The sequence below is a fragment of the Alteromonas australica genome, assembly GCF_000730385.1.
Classification (GTDB): Bacteria; Pseudomonadota; Gammaproteobacteria; order Enterobacterales; family Alteromonadaceae; genus Alteromonas; species Alteromonas australica.
In genome coordinates, this window is record NZ_CP008849.1 from 3,531,608 (window position 1) to 3,552,613 (window position 21,006).

The following is a 21,006-nucleotide window of genomic DNA, read 5'->3' on the forward strand; positions in this document are numbered from 1 at the left end:
TGTTAATACCTATTAATACGTTTACTTTTGAGCCAGAAAATCGACGATACGGGGCTCGGCTGTGTTATCGAATTTGTTACCACTTAAATGGTTTTGAGGCTCACCCACGGTCAATTCAATGGAAATAGGTGCCGAGTCCTCAAACAGGTTATTTGTAACGTTGGCAATTTGAACACCATGGAAAAATAGGCTGGCGTGACGTGAATTACGTTTACCTTTGCCTACATTATTGATGACGTTGTCGGTCACTGTCACTTGTGGGCCGAAGGTACTCTCATCTCTGCCACCACGATAAACCAATGCCAAAGCGCCTTCTATATTAGTGAAGCTGTTGTCACTCACGTGTAACATTTCCACGTTGTATATCCCTAAATCATCTTTTTCTTTATTAAACTTTAATACGTGACCGGAAATATTGGAAAATTGGCTATGGGTAATGGAGAACGATTTTGCAAAGCTTCGTGCCCCTGCAGCAAAAAAGTGGTAACTATGGTTAACGGTTAAATCCACAACCTTAGTGTTGTCCATTTCAAAACGGTAGTTAGTTCTAAGCCCCCACTTTTGCGTGCGAATAAGGGTATTCCCTGTAGCATCGGGGGCGTCTTCACCTGACAGTACTAACCCTGAAAGAGAAAGCGCGCCATTATCCTTAATTTCAAACAATGCTGAACGTTGGGGAAGCAGTTTGGCTTTATGAGGATGTTTTGCCTTAATCACTAACGCTTTATCAATATAAACAATTTTTTGCTCATTATAGACGCCATCATTGAGGAGTAGCACGTCACCGTCAGAGGCATTGGCAACTGAATCAAATAACGCGTTAGTGCCAGCGGACACTTCATGAACCTTGCCAGAACCAAAAGCGGTATCGTACGCTTTTTTGGTGTACCAGCTTGGGCCAACGTCATCTTTTGTTAGCGCTTTAACCGAATTAGATGCGCCGACGGTAACGCCATCAACAGTTACGTTATAACCCGTGTCAGCCGTTATGCTGTCGTCTACATTAAACCCTTCACTAATTTTCTTATCTACCGGGTAATTAGCTATATTATCGTTAAACGTGATACCGCTTATATCATCGAAAAAGCTAAAGGTAGTGTCTGCCTTATCGCTGATGACAAGGTTTTGTTCAAAGCGACTATCTATAGGCGCAGCGGAGCGCTCTTCATCAGCCCCTGCAGCCAGTTGAATGTGACTGACATCAATGAAGGTATTGTGATGCACATACGCATTTTTAACTTGGTGATAGCGGTTTATGGGCGAATTGGGAACACCATTCATAATGGTAAACCCGCTGCCAAAACGATAACCCGTTAGCGACTTAAATACATTGTTAGCCACTTCTTGGTCTTGGTTGATGATGCGCACACCGCCGGTATTCGCCACCCTGTTTCCTAGAAAAACATTTTCAAGAATCTTATTCCCATTGCCGTGGCGCAACGTTAACGTCCCTCTAGACTCAATAAAGGTATTGCCCTTGAGTGTATTGCTTCCTGACTTAACACTGATAATTTCAACTTCGCCATTACACTTATCAAACACGTTGTTTTCGACAAGGGTAAATGAATCTTCTAGTGAATAGTGGCTAGTACCAATCCGTAGCGTTTCCCCTCCATTAGAACCTAGCTCAGGGCGAAACCCAAAGTAGTTATTGTCAATGCGGTGGTGATTTTCAATACTCTCTTCGCTATTGAGGCGCACAGCGACGGTAACGCCTCGGTTTCGCTTACCAGCAAGATAGCTGTGGTCTAGGCGATTATGCTTGCCGTAAAGCGCTACCCAGTAGTCATTCTCAAAGCGGTCTGGCTTAGAGTAGTCTTCTATAACTAACTCTGTCACTCGAACATGATTAGCTAAACGGTTCTTATTAACCTGGTAATTGACCACGGCGCCGGAAGGAGAATAACCGTCTTTAAATACAAGACCAGAAACCACAAGGTGCTTTCCGCCTATAGCTAGGCTTGATTGACCCGATAAGATAACCTTACCTTTTTCCTCAACAGTCAATTCGATAGGCTCGTCGGCTGTGCCTTCTGCATCGAATACCATTTCGAAGTCTTCATAGACACCGTTTTTTAAGATAACGCGATCGCCTGGGGCTAAATCACTCACGGCTTTTTGATAAGCGCTTAAAGAATCAACCAAGAAATCCTCTGCAAGTGCCGGCTGCGCACTTAATACAACGGTTGAGCCAATCAAAAGCGTGAATCGTTTAAATACTGACATTCGTTCTACTCCCTGACAAAAAGCAAAAACATATGCAAAGCGCAGAACAAACTCGTCCGTATGCTGCGTACTTCACCCCGTACAGGGTGACTGAAAAACAAATATGTTTTATTGCCGTTATCAAATTGTTACTAACTCCAGAGGTTAAATCTAACCAATAAAGCCGCTAAAAACAACCAATTTATTTTACCAAATCAAATTAACCTATATTACCAATTGATAAATGTTAAAAAATTGCTACTATTGTGAATGGTTGTATCTACCTGCTTTTGCGCTTAGCGCTGTTTTCAGGATACAATCGTTATCTTAACAGTGTGTTTGGCATATGTAGAAAAAGGTAGAATTAATGAAAACCCGTCGGCTTTTTTGGAGTATTGTCGAGAAGCTTGAATCGCTTATCGATCAGGGTATATACCCCGTTGGCAGTCGATTGCCTGCGGAAAGAGAACTTGCGGAAACGTATCAAGTAAGCAGGCCTACCATCCGAGAAGCGATAATTGCGTTGGAAGTACGCGAGCGCGTGGAAGTAAAGACCGGCTCCGGCGTTTATGTGCTGCAACAGAAAAACAGCCAGAACAATTCTAAACCTATTAGTGCGTTTGAACTCACTCAAGCGAGAGCATTAGTGGAAGGCGAGGCTGCTGCGCTTGCGGCCTCAACAATCTCTCAAGAAGAACTGGCTGAACTGCATCAAACGTTGGTAGAAATGAAGACGCCCGAGAAAGCAGATGCTGCCGATCAACGTTTCCACCAAGTTATCTCTCAAGCTACCCGTAACAATGCCATTCTTATTTCAGTAGAAAATTTGTGGCAATTACGACGCACTGTTCCGCAAGTTGTTAGTGCCTACAGTGAAGTGTGCTCGCAAGGGAATGAGCAGCGCTTGAAAGAACACACCGCGATATATGATGCCATTGCGAATAAAGACCCAGCAGGTGCCCGGCGCGCTATGCATTATCATTTCAATCGCCTGATTAATGCGCTCTTTGATGCAAGCGAAGCAAAAGCACTTGAAGAAATTAAACGCAAAACCGATGAAACCCGCGATCTTTACTCAATCTCTCATTTAAGTCAGTAAATCTAAGCGACAACATCATCGTTGATGATTTTATGGCGCACAAAATAAAACAGGCTTCTTACGAAGCCTGTTACTTACTAGGGTACTCAGTGAGTTATGTTGTTTTTATTGACTTGAGTTCGTACTGCTTTCCCCGACCGAAGATAAAAAGTAACCTTGAAGGCTCTACTCTATACTTGCCACAAAGTCTTCAATCGGCTTGACCAATAAAGGCCCCACGACGGCCCGCACACACCTACGCCGCCGCAGGATAAACTTAAGCTAGACCTGACTTCCTCTGAAGGTTACACCTTAATGCTTGTGTGCCAGAGACCGTCTATTCTTTCCGTCTGCGTAAAATAAATGTAACCAAAATCCTGCCACCGGTCAACCATTTATTTTACCAATGATGACAATAACACATTACCAATACAAAAACTGGTCATTCCAATTTTGAGATATGTACGTTTTTTCCTATGGGCCCCCCCCTCACCTCTTACAGATAAAATGTGAATATTTCTTTACCTTGTATAATTTAAAGGTTAAAAAGCGGCCTAGTATTAATTATCCAACGTTGAGTGCCCAACGCCGGTATCTCTGGAGCTGACTGCTAATATGAATGTAGATAACCTTGTGATACATCTTGATGAAGCACTAGCCAACATTAAAGCTGCGATCTACACGGAAAGTTTTGCTATACAATTGCTTGTTTTAGCCGCTATCTACTTGGTGTCTTTCCTTGCTTCACGTCAGCTTAAGTACGCACTTAAGATTGAACGCCGGCCGCAGCTTAAAGGAACACATACGCTTTACGGATTAGCCCATAAAGCCAGTGACACCCTATTTCCAATCATCACTATTAGCGCTTTAAAGCTTACCTCAGTGCTTTCTGAGCAATATCAGTTTGACGCATGGTTACTTAACGTGGCCATTGTTGTAGCCGTTATGCTTTTTGTTAATTCATTGATTAGGATCTTTGTAGAAAATGCACTTTTTGCAGGCTTCATGCGTTACGTTGCCATGCCTGTCTTGTTTCTACATCTTGTGGGTGTGTTACCTGTCATTACCGATGCGCTACAAAGTATCTCTATTTCTATCGGTAACGTGAATATTTCAGCCTACGGCGTTACCAGAGTGTTCATTTTTGGCGGGTTGCTATTTTGGCTAGGCAGAGCGTCCAACACTGTGGGTCAAAACATCATCCGTAATCACAATACGTTAGACGGCTCAACTAAAGAGGTTTTTGCGAAGCTTTTTGAGGTGGCGCTTTTTTGCATTGTGTTTCTTCTACTACTAAACGTAATGGGGATAAACCTTACCGCCCTAGCGGTATTTGGTGGTGCATTAGGTGTAGGACTCGGGTTGGGGTTGCAGTCTATCGCGTCAAATTTTATCTCCGGTATTATCATTTTATTAGATAGATCTCTTACTGTAGGCGATTATGTGGAACTCGAAGATGGCCAAAAGGGTATCGTGCGTGAATTCAAAATGCGTTACGCCGTACTTGAAACCTTCGATGGCAAAGATATTCTCGTACCCAACGAAAAATTTATTAGTTCACTCCTCATAAACTGGACGCATAAAGACCCAAAACAACGTTATCGTATCGATTTTTCTGTGGCCTATAAAACCGATATTCGTGCCATGGTCGACATCATAAAAGACGCGGTGTCTCAACACCCGCAGGTGATCAGCGGTGATGCTGTGCCTTTTGAAGAACGCCCAGACTGTGAAATAGACAGTTTCGGCGACTCAGGCGTGAATATGTTCGTCGAGTTTTGGATTGAAGGGGTAGACGATGGGAAAAATCGCGTCGGGGGCGATTTGCTACTGACTGTGTTTGAAACACTAAAAGAACATGGTATTGAGATTCCCTTTCCGCAGCGAGAAGTACGTGTACTCAACGAGGGTCCTAGTATTAAAGAAACCACGCCGTAAGGGAAAGGTCTTGCTTGCGGCCTTTATCTTGGCGTCTCCCCGTGCTGAATGCGCCTTATAAATCTTGCCATACGCAATCAAAAACACCTAAATAGAGTTAAATAAGCCAAATTTTTCGCTTATTATATGCCTATTTGTATCAGCAAGAGATTTTAGGCATGACAAAGCAGCGTATTAAGCAAATAGTAGAAAGCCTTGCTCACCAAGAGGGTGTTTCGGAAACAGGCATTAAAGGGGTGCGTACTTTCAAGGTAACGTCCTCTATCCCTTGTTCTCCAGCAGTTTATGAGCCCACTATCATCGCCATTGTGAGTGGTCAAAAAGAAGCCATACTGGAAGGCAATAAATTGACTTACGACAGTCGCCAATACCTGTGCTGTTCCGTGTCGATGCCCGTTGAAGCAGGCACACCAAATGCGTCAGTAGAAAACCCGCTATTAGGTGTTTCAATTTCTCTAGATACTAAAGTCATGACCGAGTTGGCGCTAGAAATTGAAACCGCTTCCGGCCTAATTAAGTCCCCAAAACCTAGTGAACAACTCAGCAGTTTATCGTTAGCTGATTGGGACGATAATTTTTCCGAGGCACTTTTTCGGCTATTACAGTTAGGGGGCAAAAAATTAGATACCGCCATATTAGGCGAGGCTAGGCTGCGAGAACTTTACTATGCGGTATTAAAAGGTAAAAGCGGATTAGCCGTTAAACGTGCCTTCGGCATAGGCAACGAAATTGCGCGGTCTATCGATTATTTGGCTACTCATTTGAACGACAATGTCACCATTGATGAACTTGCTTCGCAGGTAGGTATGAGTCGTGCGGTTTTCCATCGTAAATTCAAACAAGCAACCTTGATGTCTCCCATTCAATTTATGAAGTCTATGCGATTGAATAACGCAGCAATGCAGATAGCATCAGGTAAGAATGTAAGTGAAGCAGCAATGTCTGTAGGCTACGTTAGTTCATCTCAGTTTAGCCGTGAATTCAAGCGGTTATATGGCCTTTCGCCAAAACAATGGACTCAGTCTAGGCCGCTCCCCGAGACGTTTCAACCCGACACTTATAAAGAGGCCAGTAAGCCAGCCTTTAATTAAGTGCAGGCCTAATTAGGGAAAGCATCAAAGCACGAGGTGCTTTACGTTAATAGCGGGCGCGGATGACATCCCATTGCCACTCGACGTCAGACAGGTTGATAAGGGCAAGAAATCGCGAGTAATTGTCTTGTCCCATGGCACTGGCCACGGTTTTTAGTTGTGACTTTGCTTTAACGGCTTTGACATGCAGTAAATCTAGCCGTTTATCCGCATTGCTTTCAAAGTTTGTATCACGTATGTCATTCACTTTCTGCATCGTCTGCCAGTAGGTTAATACGTAATCCACTAGGCGCAAATGGATGCTCACCATTCGCTTATTTTCAAATACCTGAGCAAATAAGGTAGGGGTTAGCCACTTTTTAAAACTAGATTCCGTTTCTTGCTGAACACTTTCTAACAGCAAGGCTAACACCTGCCGATATTCCCGTATCAGCTTTAAATGCACGTTGGTACTGCATTCGTTGGAAGAAAGCAAAGTTAAATCATCAACCAGCATTTCAAGGCTAACAAGGTGTCGCTGAATTTGGGCCATGGCTAAAACTAGTGTTCGCTATTTGGTGCAGAAAATTGCCGTAAACATAGCCACTTAGTGTACCCAAATTTTGAACTGCTTTCAGAATGGAATCCACGTTTTTTGAAAAAATAAAAAAGGGCGATTGATTATCGCCCTTTGAATTTATCAGTAGATTTCAACGCGTGCGTATCATTACCTACATATTTAATGGCTTGCCAAGATCATGACGCAAATCGAAACGATCGAGAGTCATCACCTTTGTCCACGCTTTTACGAAATCGTTGACAAACTTCTCTTTCCCGTTGCTGTAAGCATATACTTCGGCCACGGCTCTTAGTTCGCTGTTTGAGCCAAAGATAAGATCAACAGGTGTACCTGTGTATAGTACTTTACCTGTATTACGATCCATGGCTTGGTAAACGCCTGCATCATCGGTTTTCTGCCATTTCACACCCATATCTAGCAAGGTCACGAAAAAGTCATTCGATAAGGTACCTGGGTTTTCAGTGAACACCCCATGTGACGCACCGTCTGCATTCACATCGAGTACCCGTAGGCCACCAAGAAGTACCGTCATCTCAGGCACGGTAAGATAAAGTTGATCAGCTTTATCTATCAACATTTCCGTCGGTGTGCGATAGCTCTTTTCTGCATTGTAGTAATTTCTAAACGCATCAGCACTAGGCTCAAGCAATGAGAACGAGTTCACGTCAGTTTGTGCTTGTGTTGCATCGCCGCGACCCGGAACAAACGGAACCGTCACTTCAACGCCTGCATCTGCTGCCGCCTTTTCGATGGCCGCTGCGCCACCAAGAACAATGAGATCGGCCAACGATACCTGCTTTTTATTAAACATGCCTTCGTTGAAGTCGCTCTGAACTTCTTTCAGTTTAGCCACCACCATTTTAATGGTATCAGGCTCATTTACATCCCAACTAATCTGAGGCTCAAGGGCGATACGTGCACCGTTTGCGCCGCCTCTAAGATCTGACGCTCTAAAGCTAGACGCAGAAGCCCATGCGGTTTTCACCAATTGTTGTACCGTTAAACCAGTGTCCAGAATGGCCGCTTTCAATGCCTTGGCATCGTCTTTGTCAATCAGTGGGTAATCCACTTCAGGAACAGGATCTTGCCAAATAAAGTTTTCTTCTGGGATATCTGTGCCTAAGTATCTCTCTTTTGGCCCCATGTCTCTATGAGTAAGCTTGAACCAGGCCTTCGCAAAGGCTGTAGAGTACTCTTTGGGATCAGCAAGGAATCGTTCAGCGATAGCACGGTATTTAGGATCGTACTTTAAGGCAAGATCTGCTGTGGTCATCACAGGTGGATTGCGTTTACCTTCCACGTGCGCATCTGGAACTGACTTATGCAAAGATTCGTCGGTGGGTACCCATTGAATCGCGCCTGCTGGACTGCGTGTTTGTTTCCACTCAAAGCCAAGCAGGTTTTGTAAATACAAACTCGTCCACTTTGTGGGAAGTTGCGTCCAAGCGCCTTCTAGTCCACTAGTGACCGTGTCTTCTGAATGCCCTTTCCCGCATTTGTTTTTCCAACCTAAACCTTGCTCTTCAAGACCTGCACCACCAGGCTCTGCACCCAAACAATCTGAAGGTTTATGTGCGCCGTGCATTTTACCGAAGGTGTGACCACCAGCAATAAGCGCTACAGTTTCTTCATCGTTCATCGCCATACGTGAAAAGGCAATGCGGATGTTCTTAGCTGACCCCATAGGATCAGGCACCCCTTTTGGACCTTCAGGGTTAACGTAGATTAAGCCCATGTGGGTTGCGCCTAGCGGACGTTGCAATTTGCCATCACGCTCTTCACGGTCACTGGCTAACATCTCTACTTCTGGGCCCCAATACACCATATCAGGTTCCCAATCATCAGTTCTACCACCTGCGTAGCCGTAGGTGTCAAAGCCCATGTTTTCCATGCCCACTGTACCGGCAAGGATCATTAAGTCGCCCCATGAAATAGACTCACCATACTTTTGCTTTATTGGCCAAAGTAAGCGGCGGGCTTTATCTAAGCTTGCATTGTCAGGCCAGCTATTTAGTGGGTCGAATCGCATTTGACCACCATCACCGCCACCACGACCATCTAACGTTCGGTAGGTACCAGCACTATGCCAAGCAAGACGAATGAAAAAAGGACCGTAGTTTCCAAAATCTGCCGGCCACCAATCTTGCGATGTAGTAAGGAGTTCATTTACATCAGCTTTAACCGCGGCTAAATCTAACTTCGAGAATGCTTCTGCATAATCAAAGTCTTCGCCTAGTGGGTTTGAACGTGTGTCATGGTCTCGAAGTTGCGATAAATCCAACTGCTCAGGCCACCAAAATTTATTATTTTTAGGCTGAAATGGCACGCTAGTACCGCTACCTTTTGCGCCAGCAGGCTTACTGATTTGATCGTTGGCAATTGCCCCAGTCGCTGCAAGCGACAAGGCGATTAGGCCTGACAGCGTGGTTTTCTTAAACCTTTTTATCGTCATGGTCTTGTTCCCGTTTTTTCTCGTGTGTTAGCCCTCGTCAATGACGTAGGGAGCTTCTTTGTCGTGTCCACATTCTTTACGCCGACAACGCGTTAACAATTTGTTTACACCAAGCTCTTAAAAGATAGATAGCAAGACGAGAAATTTACAGTTGATAAAACAAATGGGCTTAATAGGAAATTTGAATTAGCCTTTAAAAATCGTTAAACATCAATAATTAAAGCTATTTTATGAGACCCTTAATGACACTGCAGGGTTAACTATAAAACACGTGTGTGAGCGTGAAGTCTTTACACTTGGTGAGTAAAGTTGTGTTGCTCAAAATACCGGCAACTTTACAAAACTGTTTATATACTCATCAAATCCCTTCTCGCTTTGAAAATATTACCCAATTTCTCCCCCGGTTTTGGTCATATTTACGCTGGCACACCTCTTGAACACCTCCCTATGAAAACTCAACAGCGAAAGCGGGGGAAATTCTTCTCTCATCATATCGTGAAACTTGAGTCGCCAAATTGCCGGTTAATCGGCACTTGGTGAAGGACAACGTTAAAGACAAGAGGAATCATTATGAAAAACACACTTACAGCTATTGCAAGTATTGCCGCATTAACTTCATTTGGCACATACGCCCAGTCTAGCGACTACCCTATGGATGACAGTGGGTTTTACGTCGGTGGCAACTATGGTTACCTAAAAGCCGAAGGTGAAGATGACTTCGACGACGATAAGGACGTATGGCAAGGACTACTTGGTTATAAGTTTAACGAATGGGTAGCACTAGAAGGTAGTTACATAGATTTCGGCGATTATGGCAGTGACCTTGCTGGCGCTGAAACCGACGGCTACACTGCTGCGGTAAAAGGGATCCTTCCTATTTCAGACCGTTTTTCTCTCTACGCAAAAGTGGGGCAACTTTGGTCTGAAACAGAGTACAACTTCGGTACTGCTACTGGCGACTACGACGACGAGAGCTTGTTTGTTGGGGCTGGTATCAGTTATGAAATCACACGTAATTTCCTCGTTAATGCAGAGTACACGGTGTACGACACGACGCTAGATGCAGATGAAGCTGTTGACGACATTGACGATACTGACTTTGAAACAGATTTAAAACAAGCCAGTTTAGGGATTGAATACCGTTTCTAATCATTATTCGCAGAAATAAACGTTATTTCTTTGAAGGCGGCACCTCTCACGGTGCCGTTTTTAACGTTGAATGTAAATTCGCCTATTGATAGTCATTTTATACGCTTTCACTTGTTACCCCGCTAAACGAATTAGGCTAGCATACCAATCATTACACCTTCGGCGACAACACTATGCTTTTACTTGCTTTAATATATCTCACGGCGGCGCTCGTGGCTGTGCCTCTGGCCAAAAGGTTAGGGTTAGGTTCTGTTCTAGGTTATTTAATAGCAGGTATCCTGATTGGGCCCTATGCCCTCTCATTAGTGGGTGACCAAACTGAAATTATGCATTTTGCTGAGTTTGGTGTCGTCATGATGCTGTTTTTGATAGGCCTTGAGCTGCAGCCATCACGATTATGGACACTTCGCCACTCCATCGTTGGGTTGGGAGGGCTTCAAGTTCTGCTCTCAACCGCCGCTATTTTCAGTGTAGCTTACTTCGCGCTGCAATTGGCTTGGCAAACCTCTCTCACCGTGGGGCTTATGCTCGCTCTTTCTTCCACGGCAATTGTGGTTCAGTCGCTAGAAGAAAAAGGCTGGCTTAGATTGGATGCTGGGCAAAACAGCTTCTCCGTGCTTTTATTCCAAGATATTGCTGTCATCCCTATTCTTGCTTTATTACCGTTACTTTCTTTTATGCCTGAAAGTGCCATAGAAAGTGAGCACTCACTTATTTCGAGCTGGTCTGCGTGGGAGAAAGTTGCCGTATCCGTTGCGGCCATTGCGGGAATTATCGTGGCGGGAAAATATGTATCTGCACCGATATTTCGATATATTGCACAAACTCATATGCGTGAAATTTTCACCGCGTTTGCATTGTTTCTTGTAATAGCCATTGCTTTACTGATGCAATCTATCGGTTTGTCGCCTGCACTAGGCACTTTCCTCGCCGGTGTCGTATTAGCTGAAAGCGAGTTTCGCCACGAGTTAGAAGCAGATATTGAGCCTTTTAAAGGATTGTTGCTCGGCTTGTTCTTTGTCACGGTGGGTGCGTCTATTAATTTTACGTTGTTGCTAGATAACAGCTTACTCATTGTCATGTTAGTGGTGGCGTTAATTGCCATTAAAGCATTAATTCTCTTCGCGCTAGGCACCTTATTTTCAATCAACAAACGACAACGTCTATTGTTTGCCATCGCCTTAGCCCAAGGTGGAGAGTTTGCCTTTGTTCTTTTATCCCTTTCTCGCCAATTGAGTATAGTCAGTGACAACGAAGCTAACCTAGTCACCTTGGTGGTAGCGCTATCTATGGTCATCACGCCGTTGCTACTCATGCTCTATGATTATGCGCAAAAGTACCGTAAAACAGACACTCCTGCTTTTGATGCGCCGAGTGAAATTGGGGAGTCGAAACATGTCATTATTGCTGGATATGGGCGCTTTGGACAGATTATTGGCCGCTTACTCAAGGCACAAGGGTATGAAGTGAGTGTGTTAGATCATAGTCCCACGCAAATCGACCTGCTCCGTAAGTTTGGTAATAAAGTGTATTACGGGGACGCCGCGAGAAAAGAGTTATTGGATGCAGCAGGCGCTCAACATGCACAGCTTCTTGTTATTGCCATCGATGATGTAGACAAGTCTATGGCAATTGTGGATTTAGCGAGAAAGCACTATCCCAATCTCAAGTTAGCGGTAAGAGCACGAGATAGACGCCACGCCTATCAACTCATAAGATTGAACGTCACAACATTCAACCGTGAATTGTTTGACTCTGCTATTGTACTTGCCGTTGAATCTCTCAAATTGCTCGGCAATGAAGATACGGATGCCGAAAGAGCGGGCAGGATGTTTAGGGAGCACGACATTGAATCAATGAAAATGCTTGCCGATGTATGGGGCGATGATAAGTCTTACGGAGTGGCAATTAAACAAAGAATGCAGGACCTCACGCAAGTGTTGGCGCAAGACTCTCAAGCGGGAGATAGATTTAATACCTGTAACAATAACGACAAGATCGAGAAAGCTGAGGTAAAAAATAACAGTAAAAGCGAATAAGCGGCCTGATAAAGGGCATTTTATTTCTGCAGATTTTAAGCATGAAAAGCCATACCTAAATATTGCATCGCATACGTCACCGTAAAGGAGTTAACTTTTTGCTGATTCATACTTAGGTATAATAATGGGGACTTAACTATTCGAGTAGGCAAAGTGCAAAGTCTCGTTTCCCTTTCATTTTTCATTGCTATCGCTGCGTGTACTGCCACTGGCAGCGCTTTAGCGACGAAGGCGAAACGTGGTAAATCGAAAGCTGATACACATGCTTCTTTGGCTTGTGCACTGATTGCGATAACGTTAATCCTACGTTGGACTACCACCGAGTTAGCATTGCCCACGGTGCTCATTCTCACTGGCTTTGTTTTTGGGCTATTAGGTTGCTACCAACTCTTCTTGAGTTTATCTGCGCTTCGACAAAAGAAGGATTCATTGAATACCTATGCGTGGTGGACGTTTGTAGGTGGCAGCATCGCAACCTGCCTCTGCTTCTATATTTCACCCAGTCTTACCGAAGCGCTTAATATGAGTATCGCTGCATGCATATTACTTCTTTGTGAAGGCACCCTTTACAATGAAAGGCTGGTCATTCGATCGCATGGATACGCTATGAAGAAGTTGTTATTCGCAAGCGCGTTTGTGCTATTTTTCCATGGGGTAGTGTCCGCTGCATTAACGCTAGCAGGAGAGTTCAGCGACATCCATCTTCTCCATCAAGTGAGTTTAATATTAATCGATGTCGCCACAATTGTATTGGCGTTTACCCTTTTCAATAACCCACTCGCCAGTGAAATTCGCGTGCCTTTAAACACACTGACACCTAGCTGTGATGGTTACTACTCTCGAGAGCAAATGATACAACTTTTTGAATCTTATCCTGCCTATTCTACTCATTCTGTTATTCTTGTAAGAATCAATGCTCTCGCTGATATTAAACAGGATCTGGGCGAAAGCTTTTACAAAAACAGTATTAAAAAGGTGGTTTCCAGCCTTAAGCAATACACCCGTGAGCAAGATACGATAGCGCGATTGTCAGACGATACTTTTGCCGCTGTGCTAAAGGGTGTGCCGGAAGAGGCCTCTTTAGCGATTGCTGACCGGTTCGCTAACGACCTCACTGCACACAACCTACAAACACATTCGAACACGCCGGTTTTTACCACTCACATTTGTGTGTTTGACTCTATTTCGGCTGCGCTAACTGCCACATCAGAATCCTCCACTGATAGGCCAGAAGGGAAAGGTAATTGCGCCCTGCAGCTGGCATATTAACCCCTTGCCTATATGGCGTTAACTTCCGAACTCCGTGAAAAAGTTACACAGACGGGCTAACTACATATCAAAGCCCATTCATCTATTCAGATATATATCAATAAGATAGAGCAGTTTAAAGCGTCACTCTAGTAGGAATGATTCCTGCACTTCTCCCTGTTATACAAAATGACATGGATTCGATGTCGGGAGAAAGATTGTGGCTAAAAATAATATATTCACCCCTGGTGAAAACTGTTGGGTCAGTAGCGAAGCACGCTATGTGACGCCGCTTATTGATTGCGCGAATTATTACAAGGCGCTTCATAATGCGATTTCCAAAGCCCAACACAGCATTTTTATTGTCGGCTGGGATATTGATAGCCGCATAAGGTTGCTAAGAGGTAAAGATGAAGAAAACGCAGAAGCACCAAGCGTAGTCAGTGATTTACTGGCCTGGAAAGCAGAACAAAATCCCGATATTAAAATATATTTATTGCGCTGGGATTCTTCCTTAGCATTTTTTGCGCAACGTGAAATGTGGGCCAAAGAAGTATGGGAAGAAAAGACACCCGATAATGTAGAAACCCAACTGGATGACACCATTCCTATGGGCGGTAGTCAGCACCAAAAAATAATTGTGGTGGATGACGAACTTGTATTCTCTGGCGGTATGGACATTTCAACCAATCGTTGGGATACCCGAGACCACCCCGTGCAGTCGGAAGAGCGTCAAGGCCCTGATGGCGAATATCCACCACTGCATGATGTACAAATGGTATCCAGTGGCCCTGTGGTAAAAGATTTCGCAACATTGGTGAGATGGCGCTGGGAGCGTGTTGCTGACAGCGAGCCTATCGCATTAAGAGAGGAAGCTGACACAGGTTTAACCGCGGCTAAACCTCGCACCTGGCCGGATGATTTTCCTCCAGAATTTGAAAATGTAAGCTGTGCATTGGCGCGTACTATCCCGTTTATGGATGAAGTTGAGCCCGCACAAGAAGTTCGCACGATGCTGCTTGATTTAATTAATCAGGCGGAGTCGTTTATATACATAGAAAACCAATTTACTACACGTCAGGAAATCGCTGAAGCGCTTAACAAACGGCTCAAGGCGTGCCCTAATTTGCATGTCATACTTGTAAGCTCCTATGAACCCAAAGGTAAATTTGAATGTGAGGCTTTTTGGGCCAGTCGAATCGAGTTTAAGGCTATTTTAGAGAAGGGTATTGACCCCAAACGTATTCGCCTCACCTACTCTTCTATTGAAGACATGCAGGGCCGAAAAGCCTACAAACGAATACATTCGAAAGTCATGACGGTTGATGATAAATATCTTGTTATAGGCTCGAGTAATCTAAGTAATCGCTCTATGACGTTAGATACAGAAATTGACGTTGTTTTGCATGGCAATAGTGAGCATAACCGACAGCAAATTTTACACGTACGAAACGATTTACTTGCAGAACATACCGGGCGAAAGCTGGAAGATATGCCAGCATTATTTGACACTGACTATCCAGTAGACGCGTTAATGCAAGGTCAGATTGCCCACGGTTATGTGCTTACTGAAGTGCGTGACGAAGTGTTTACCAATCATTCAGTGAAGAACGTATTCCGTTCACTGTCTGACCCAGAAGAACCGCTTATTTCCTTGCCTACTCTAGATGGGGCGGCGTTGCCGGCTCGTAACCCTCGCCGTCGCAGTATTATGATCATGCTAGGTATTGCCGTTATTGCCATTTTAGGCGGCCTAATGTTTTGGGCTAGTCAGTCTATTTCGTGGTTAAGTTCAGAGAGCATTAATGACTTTTTAGAAAAAAGTAGAGGCACCTATTTTGCTCTACCGACGGTACTGTTGGTGTACGTTGTGGGCGGCATTTTGTTTTTCCCTGTGACGGTATTATCTCTTGCAGTGGCGGCCATCTTCGGGCCTATATGGGGCCCTATCTACGGTATTATGGGCGCGCTATTGAGTTCGGCCATATTGTTCGGTATTGGCAAACTTTCAGGAAACGCTGGCCTACGAAAAATAGGCGGCCCAAAAGTGGAAGCAGTCGACGAGAAATTGAAAAAGAGCGGTATCGTGGGTGTTGCAGCCATTCGAATGCTACCTATTGCGCCATTTAGCTTAGTGAACTTAGTGGCGGGCATTTCTTCTATCGGTATTGTTCAATTTCTTATTGGAACCTTCTTAGGTATGTTCCCCCCCATGATAGCCAAAGGCTTAGTGGGCGACTCTATTACGCAAATTTTTAGAAACCCGTCTGCGACCTCTATCGGCTATCTTGTCGCGGGTATCGTTTTATGGGGGTTAATGATCTGGGGCTCGCAGAAATTTGCTCGCTATTACCAAGAGCGAAAACAGAAAACCGCCACGGATGAGAAAGAATGTGCCGCATAATTAGTTATAATATTCATAGCGGAATTGGGCGAGACAAGGTGCAAGACTACCGTCGAATTGGTCAATTCCTCGCGGAGTCAGGCGCTGACGTAGTGCTACTTCAAGAGATGGACACACGCCCTTCGGAACGGGCCATAGAGCGCGACATTCACGACATATGCGCTGGCAATGCTTTTAAACTGGTGCCGTCACCTGCGATTCAAGAAGCCAGCGGGTGGTATGGTAACGCCATACTCACTCGCTTCAATGTGCGTAAACAAGAGACCTTCGATGTCAGTCAGGAAGGGCGGCAACCTAGAAACGTGCAAATAGTAGAACTGCAAACAGAAAAAGGGCCTATCAGGGTAGTGAACACCCACAAAGGGTTAAAAAAACTAGAGCGCCGGTCTCAATTTGCCATGCTTCATGAGCACTTGGCCAATCGCTTAAAATCCGACCCTGTGCCCCTTGTGCTGGCGGGCGACTTTAACGAATGGCAATTCTTCACCCGCGCCTTTAGAGGCTTAGATAACTTACTAAACCAGCAAAAAGTAGGCGCAACCTTCCCTAGCCAGTTCCCTTTATTTTCTCTTGATAGGGTATGGACCAGCGACGATATTACGGTGATTAACTGTCGCAAGTTAAGGAGCAAAAGAACCCGCGTATTCTCCGACCACCTGCCCGTTCAGTTGGATATAAGGCTGCCCGATAAACTGGCACCCCGAGATTGAGCCTGCTGAGCGAAAGCAAGCAGACCACACCAGTGATGTTGCTTTTGCTCACTCGCCACCACCTGCTTAATGATAGACAGCATTCTTGCGGTAGCATCGTTAAGTGGCGCGGTTTTATTGGTAGCAGCGAGCACCAACCTTGGCATTTCCGGATCCACAATTTTTAATAACTTAACTAACCCTGATTCCTGCAAATGAAACACCGCCGACGTAGGCAAGATCATCACCCCCTCACCTTGCATAACTTGTCGCAATCCCGTCATCAACTGACCTGAATAGGCGCGATCGTGCTGTAAACTGACTCCAGTGAGGCGCTCATAGTGCGCAATGAGCCTACCTAAGGCGTCTTTTGTACTGGGTGATAAAAGCGGGAACTGACTAATTTCCCAAAACGAGATAGTGTCTCTTGAAAGCAAATGCTGATATTCATTGTTGGTGGCCGCGTTCGAAACAACGAGATGAAGTTCTTCGCGAATGAGAGGCTCTACCGTCATAAATTGCGGGTTAACTTCCTGCTCGTAAGTAAGCGCAATATCTACATTGCCTTCCTCCAGCCAACTCTTGACGGAATAAGAAGGGCCAGTACTAATATCCAAAGTAAGTTTGGGGTGTCGGGCTTTCACTTCTGCGATTAAAGGCATGGAAAGTACGTTCCCAATTGAAGGCAACATGGCAACTTTTACCACACAATCAATGCGATTAAAGATGCCATTGAGCTCATTTTTCGCTAGATTAAAATCATCAACCAACTTTATAGCGTGGTTCAAAAAGACTTGCCCCGCGGGGGTTAATACCACTCCTGAAAAACTGCGAGTAAGAAGTTGCCCTCCCATCTCTCGCTCTAAACTGGCGAGTTGTTGGCTAATCGCCGGTTGTGCAATGTCCAATTCCCTTGCTGCTGCAGCTATACTTCCTTTTTTTACCGTAGTGAGAAAATAGTGAAGCTGTTTAAAATTCAAAAGTGTCGCCCCATCAACAAGTTACAATAAATTAACACACAGTTCGTTTTTTAACGCTTTCGCAGCTATCAAAAATAACTACTTTGTTTCAGCAAGTTACAGCAACTTCTGTACCAGCAAACGAGGCATTTTAACTTTACACATGTTAGTTAATAATTAATTAGCTTAATTGATTTAAATTTTAACGATTAAAAATGAATATAATTTCTCTTTAAATACAAATAATTACAAACACCTTCAATATTTTCCTTATACCCCTATATATTCTTTTTTCTTCCGCCAAAGGCTAAGAGTTTTTAGCTTGTATATCGAACACAGGCGATCGCTAACAACAATAATAGTGTGCTTAATGCATCGAGGCGGTGCCTGTGCGTGCCATATGTGAGCAGAAGCAAACGTTATTTCTGCAGCAGACAACAAATTAAACACTGCATATTCTGGGAATACACATGAGAAAAACAAAAATTCAGCACGCTATTACAACTGCACTTTCCGGTATGTCGCTAGCGGCGCTAGCACTTACTGCTCCTCTCGCTCTTGCGCAAGAAGCTGAGACGGAAGCAGCGGAACCTGAAAATCTGGAAAAAATCGCGGTGGTGGGTGCACGTGGTGCTCCTCGTTCAGTCACCAGTTCACCAGTACCTGTAGATGTGCTTAGCGCGGAAGACATTGAAGCTGTAGCGTTTACAGATATGAACAACGTTTTGATGACACTCGTGCCCTCTTACGCTGTAAGTCGTCAGCCCATTTCAGACGGTGGTACGTTTATTCGTCCAGCCACACTTCGAGGCATGCCCACGGATAAAACCTTGGTGCTAGTAAACTCGAAGCGCAGACACAGAGCTGCTTTGGTTTCCATTGGTGGTTCGGGTACGCAAGGCCCTGATATTGCGACTATCCCTACAGCCGCTATTGCGAATGTTGAAGTGTTACGTGACGGCGCAGCTGCACAGTATGGTTCAGATGCCATTGCCGGTGTTATCAACTTTCAGTTAAAAGAGAACACAGAAGGCGGTTCTTTCACCGCTGATTACGGTAGCTATTTCGAAGGTGACGGCGACCAAATTACCATTACAGGTAATAAAGGTTTTGCCCTTGGCGAAGACGGTTTTTTAAGTATTTCTGCTGAATACTCAGACAGCGAAGCAACCTATCGTGGCGAGCAATACTGTGAATCTTGGTTCTGCGTTGATGAGCAATCAGATCAATACATTGCAGACGCCACTGCAATGGCCAATTCAGTGCATGGCTCAGATGTGGTTCAACCATGGGGACAACCGAATACCAGTGGTACGCGTATTTTTGTTAACGCAGGCTACGCGTTGACAGACGATGCTGAGCTTTATGCGTTTGGTAACTACTCAGAAAGTGAAGGTGATGGTTCATTCTACTACCGTTATCCAGGCAACGGTACCATCGAAGACCTGCGTTTAGAAGACGGCTCAATTTGGAGCCCATTAGAAATATACCCAGGCGGTTTTACGCCGCGCTTCTTCGGTGATGTGACTGACTATTCCTTAGTAGGTGGTATTAAAGGCATGTCTGGCGCATTGGGTTACGACATCAGTGGCCGCTACGGTTACAACGATATTTCTTACACGCTGTCAAATACCATTAACCCGTCAATGGGTAACGAATCACCGACTTCCTTTAAGCCTGGCGACCTAACGAACGAAGAAACCCAATTTCAAGCAGACTTTACCTATGATTTAGATGAGTATGTGTTTGCGTTTGGTCTAAGTTATTTAGATGAATCTTATGAAATTTCCGAAGGTGAAGAAGCGTCATATTTCGCAGGTGATTATGCCCAAGCTGATCCTTGGGGCTTCTGTAATGACGATTATACCACCACGGAAGCGGGTGCGGCGGTCATCGCCAACGGTTCAACACTCAATTGTGCAAACTACACAAGCAACGATTCCGATGAAGATGGTATTGAAGATGACGGATTTGAGGGTGTTGATGCGGTTTACACCATTGTTGGTGTAGGATCTAACGGCTTCCCTGGTTACTCTCCTGATTACTCTGGCTCGTATGAGCGTGATTCTTACGCTGTGTATACCGACATTTCTGGTGATATTACTGATTCATTATTCGCACAGGCAGCATTGCGTTATGAAGATTACTCAGATTTTGGTTCAGAGCTGGTTTATAAAGTAGCCGCCTTCTATCAAATTAACGATGATGTAGGTATTCGTTCTTCATATGGAACTGGCTTTAGAGCTCCAACACCAGGTCAGCAAGGGACCACAAACGTGTCCACTCGTTTGCCTAATGGGCAACCTGTAGCCACGGGGCTCTTCCCAGCTGGTGGTGAAGTGGCGCAAGCGCTTGGTGCTGAAGAACTGTTACCTGAGAAATCCACCAACTTTACCCTTGGTTTAACTGCCAACTATGGCGACTTAACCTTAACGGTGGATTACTACAACATTAAGTTGGAAGATAGACTCTACTCTGTATCAACCCGTGATGTTTCCACCACTGTGGTTACTGACCCTGATGCTGATGGCTATGATGCCTATCAAAACTACCTTGCATTATCTTCAGCGGGTGTATCTGGTGCTGAGTCTATTGGTGGCGTGTTCTTCTTCCAAAACGCGTTTGACACAGTTACCGAAGGTTTGGATGTAGTTGCGACTTATAAAATGGACAGCACCTATGGTACAACTATGATTACTGGGTCGGTTAACTACAATGATACCGACTTTGACTCAGATCCTAGTGAGTATTTAGATCCAGAGGACATTTTTGACTTTAAGAATGGCACACCTGAAATGCGCGGCGTTTTCTCTGTTACCCACAGTTACGATGTATGGTCTGCGGTAGCAAGGTTAAGCTACTACGGTGAATATGAAAATGTAGGTAGTGATGATGGTGACGTCATTAATGAAGACACTATTCAAACTTACGGTTCAGAATTTATGTTTGATATAGAAGGCTCTTATATGATTAATGAGAACCTCACTTTATCAGTGGGAGTGAGAAACCTGTTTGATAACTATCCAGATCCATCTTCTAATGGAGATGCATGTTGTGGACAAATCTACGACTCCGCTTCTGTTGTTGACTGGCAAGGTGGCTATTACTACACCCGTTTAGCCGCACGCTTCTAAGCGTTCAAAACAAACACCGGTGAAAGCCGGTGTTTGTTTATCAGCCCTAAAATTAGTAAAA

13 protein-coding genes are annotated in these 21,006 nt (G+C 44.6%); 9 read left to right on the forward strand and 4 right to left on the reverse strand.

Annotated elements, in window-relative coordinates:
• Window positions 1-21: 21 nt before the first annotated feature.
• Window positions 22-2,226, reverse strand: a complete 2,205-nt coding sequence (locus EP13_RS15415; protein WP_044059062.1) for a polysaccharide lyase 6 family protein — start codon at window positions 2,224-2,226, stop codon at window positions 22-24.
• Window positions 2,227-2,572: 346 nt separating this feature from the next.
• Here EP13_RS15415 and EP13_RS15420 point away from each other — a divergent pair, with 346 nt between their 5' ends.
• From EP13_RS15420 to EP13_RS15430, 3 genes are all read left to right on the forward strand, one after another.
• A complete protein-coding gene (locus tag EP13_RS15420) occupies window positions 2,573-3,304 on the forward strand; it encodes a FadR/GntR family transcriptional regulator (RefSeq protein ID WP_044058057.1) in 732 nt (243 codons plus the stop codon).
• A 594-nt stretch (window positions 3,305-3,898) separates the two neighbouring features.
• Window positions 3,899-5,221, forward strand: a complete 1,323-nt coding sequence (locus EP13_RS15425; RefSeq protein ID WP_044058058.1) for a mechanosensitive ion channel family protein — start codon at window positions 3,899-3,901, stop codon at window positions 5,219-5,221.
• 158 nt (window positions 5,222-5,379) lie between these two features.
• A complete protein-coding gene (locus EP13_RS15430; protein WP_052364449.1) occupies window positions 5,380-6,312 on the forward strand; it encodes an AraC family transcriptional regulator in 933 nt (310 codons plus the stop codon).
• A 46-nt stretch (window positions 6,313-6,358) separates the two neighbouring features.
• Here the strand turns inward: EP13_RS15430 and EP13_RS15435 are convergent, their stop codons facing one another.
• Both EP13_RS15435 and katG read right to left on the reverse strand, forming a co-directional pair.
• The gene (locus EP13_RS15435) at window positions 6,359-6,844 is read right to left on the reverse strand and encodes a hypothetical protein (protein ID WP_044058059.1); all 486 of its coding nucleotides are present in this window, start codon (window positions 6,842-6,844) and stop codon (window positions 6,359-6,361) included.
• Between the two features lie 178 nt (window positions 6,845-7,022).
• Window positions 7,023-9,323 (reverse strand): catalase/peroxidase HPI, encoded by a 2,301-nt coding sequence (gene katG / locus EP13_RS15440; protein WP_044058060.1) that lies wholly within the window; start codon window positions 9,321-9,323, stop codon window positions 7,023-7,025.
• 570 nt (window positions 9,324-9,893) lie between these two features.
• Between katG and EP13_RS15445 the strand changes: the two genes are divergently transcribed.
• The 5 genes from EP13_RS15445 to EP13_RS15465 all read left to right on the forward strand — a co-directional run bounded on the left by EP13_RS15445 (window position 9,894) and on the right by EP13_RS15465 (window position 16,873).
• On the forward strand, window positions 9,894-10,472 hold the full coding sequence (locus tag EP13_RS15445) for a porin family protein (protein ID WP_044058061.1): 579 nt from the start codon (window positions 9,894-9,896) through the stop codon (window positions 10,470-10,472).
• 173 nt (window positions 10,473-10,645) lie between these two features.
• Complete coding sequence (locus tag EP13_RS15450; protein WP_044058062.1) at window positions 10,646-12,511, forward strand: monovalent cation:proton antiporter-2 (CPA2) family protein; 1,866 nt, start codon at window positions 10,646-10,648, stop codon at window positions 12,509-12,511.
• Between the two features lie 153 nt (window positions 12,512-12,664).
• A complete protein-coding gene (locus EP13_RS15455; RefSeq protein WP_044058063.1) occupies window positions 12,665-13,780 on the forward strand; it encodes a diguanylate cyclase domain-containing protein in 1,116 nt (371 codons plus the stop codon).
• A 196-nt stretch (window positions 13,781-13,976) separates the two neighbouring features.
• A complete protein-coding gene (locus EP13_RS15460) occupies window positions 13,977-16,163 on the forward strand; it encodes a VTT domain-containing protein (protein WP_044058064.1) in 2,187 nt (728 codons plus the stop codon).
• Window positions 16,151-16,873 carry an endonuclease/exonuclease/phosphatase family protein gene (locus tag EP13_RS15465; RefSeq protein WP_044058065.1) on the forward strand — a complete coding sequence of 241 codons (723 nt, stop codon included), beginning with the start codon at window positions 16,151-16,153 and terminating at the stop codon, window positions 16,871-16,873. Before EP13_RS15460 ends, EP13_RS15465 begins: the two co-directional genes overlap by 13 nt.
• On the opposite strand, the gene EP13_RS15470 is transcribed toward EP13_RS15465, so the two are convergent.
• Window positions 16,828-17,832, reverse strand: coding sequence for a LysR family transcriptional regulator (locus tag EP13_RS15470; protein WP_044058066.1), 1,005 nt, complete (start codon window positions 17,830-17,832; stop codon window positions 16,828-16,830). The two genes, EP13_RS15465 and EP13_RS15470, sit on opposite strands and share 46 nt — an antisense overlap.
• A 449-nt stretch (window positions 17,833-18,281) precedes the next feature.
• On the opposite strand from EP13_RS15470, the gene EP13_RS15475 reads away from it, so the two are divergent.
• Window positions 18,282-20,945: a TonB-dependent receptor plug domain-containing protein gene (locus tag EP13_RS15475; protein ID WP_044058067.1), complete on the forward strand. Its 2,664-nt coding sequence runs from the start codon at window positions 18,282-18,284 to the stop codon at window positions 20,943-20,945.
• The last annotated feature ends 61 nt before the right edge of the window (window positions 20,946-21,006 follow it).

Coding starts and splice junctions, on each gene's coding strand:
- EP13_RS15415 (WP_044059062.1), bottom strand. CDS start 2,226: ATGTCAGTATTTAAACGATTCACGCTTTTGATTGGCTCAACCGTTGTA.
- EP13_RS15420 (WP_044058057.1), top strand. CDS start 2,573: ATGAAAACCCGTCGGCTTTTTTGGAGTATTGTCGAGAAGCTTGAATCG.
- EP13_RS15425 (WP_044058058.1), top strand. CDS start 3,899: ATGAATGTAGATAACCTTGTGATACATCTTGATGAAGCACTAGCCAAC.
- EP13_RS15430 (WP_052364449.1), top strand. CDS start 5,380: ATGACAAAGCAGCGTATTAAGCAAATAGTAGAAAGCCTTGCTCACCAA.
- EP13_RS15435 (WP_044058059.1), bottom strand. CDS start 6,844: ATGGCCCAAATTCAGCGACACCTTGTTAGCCTTGAAATGCTGGTTGAT.
- katG (WP_044058060.1), bottom strand. CDS start 9,323: ATGACGATAAAAAGGTTTAAGAAAACCACGCTGTCAGGCCTAATCGCC.
- EP13_RS15445 (WP_044058061.1), top strand. CDS start 9,894: ATGAAAAACACACTTACAGCTATTGCAAGTATTGCCGCATTAACTTCA.
- EP13_RS15450 (WP_044058062.1), top strand. CDS start 10,646: ATGCTTTTACTTGCTTTAATATATCTCACGGCGGCGCTCGTGGCTGTG.
- EP13_RS15465 (WP_044058065.1), top strand. CDS start 16,151: ATGTGCCGCATAATTAGTTATAATATTCATAGCGGAATTGGGCGAGAC.
- EP13_RS15475 (WP_044058067.1), top strand. CDS start 18,282: ATGAGAAAAACAAAAATTCAGCACGCTATTACAACTGCACTTTCCGGT.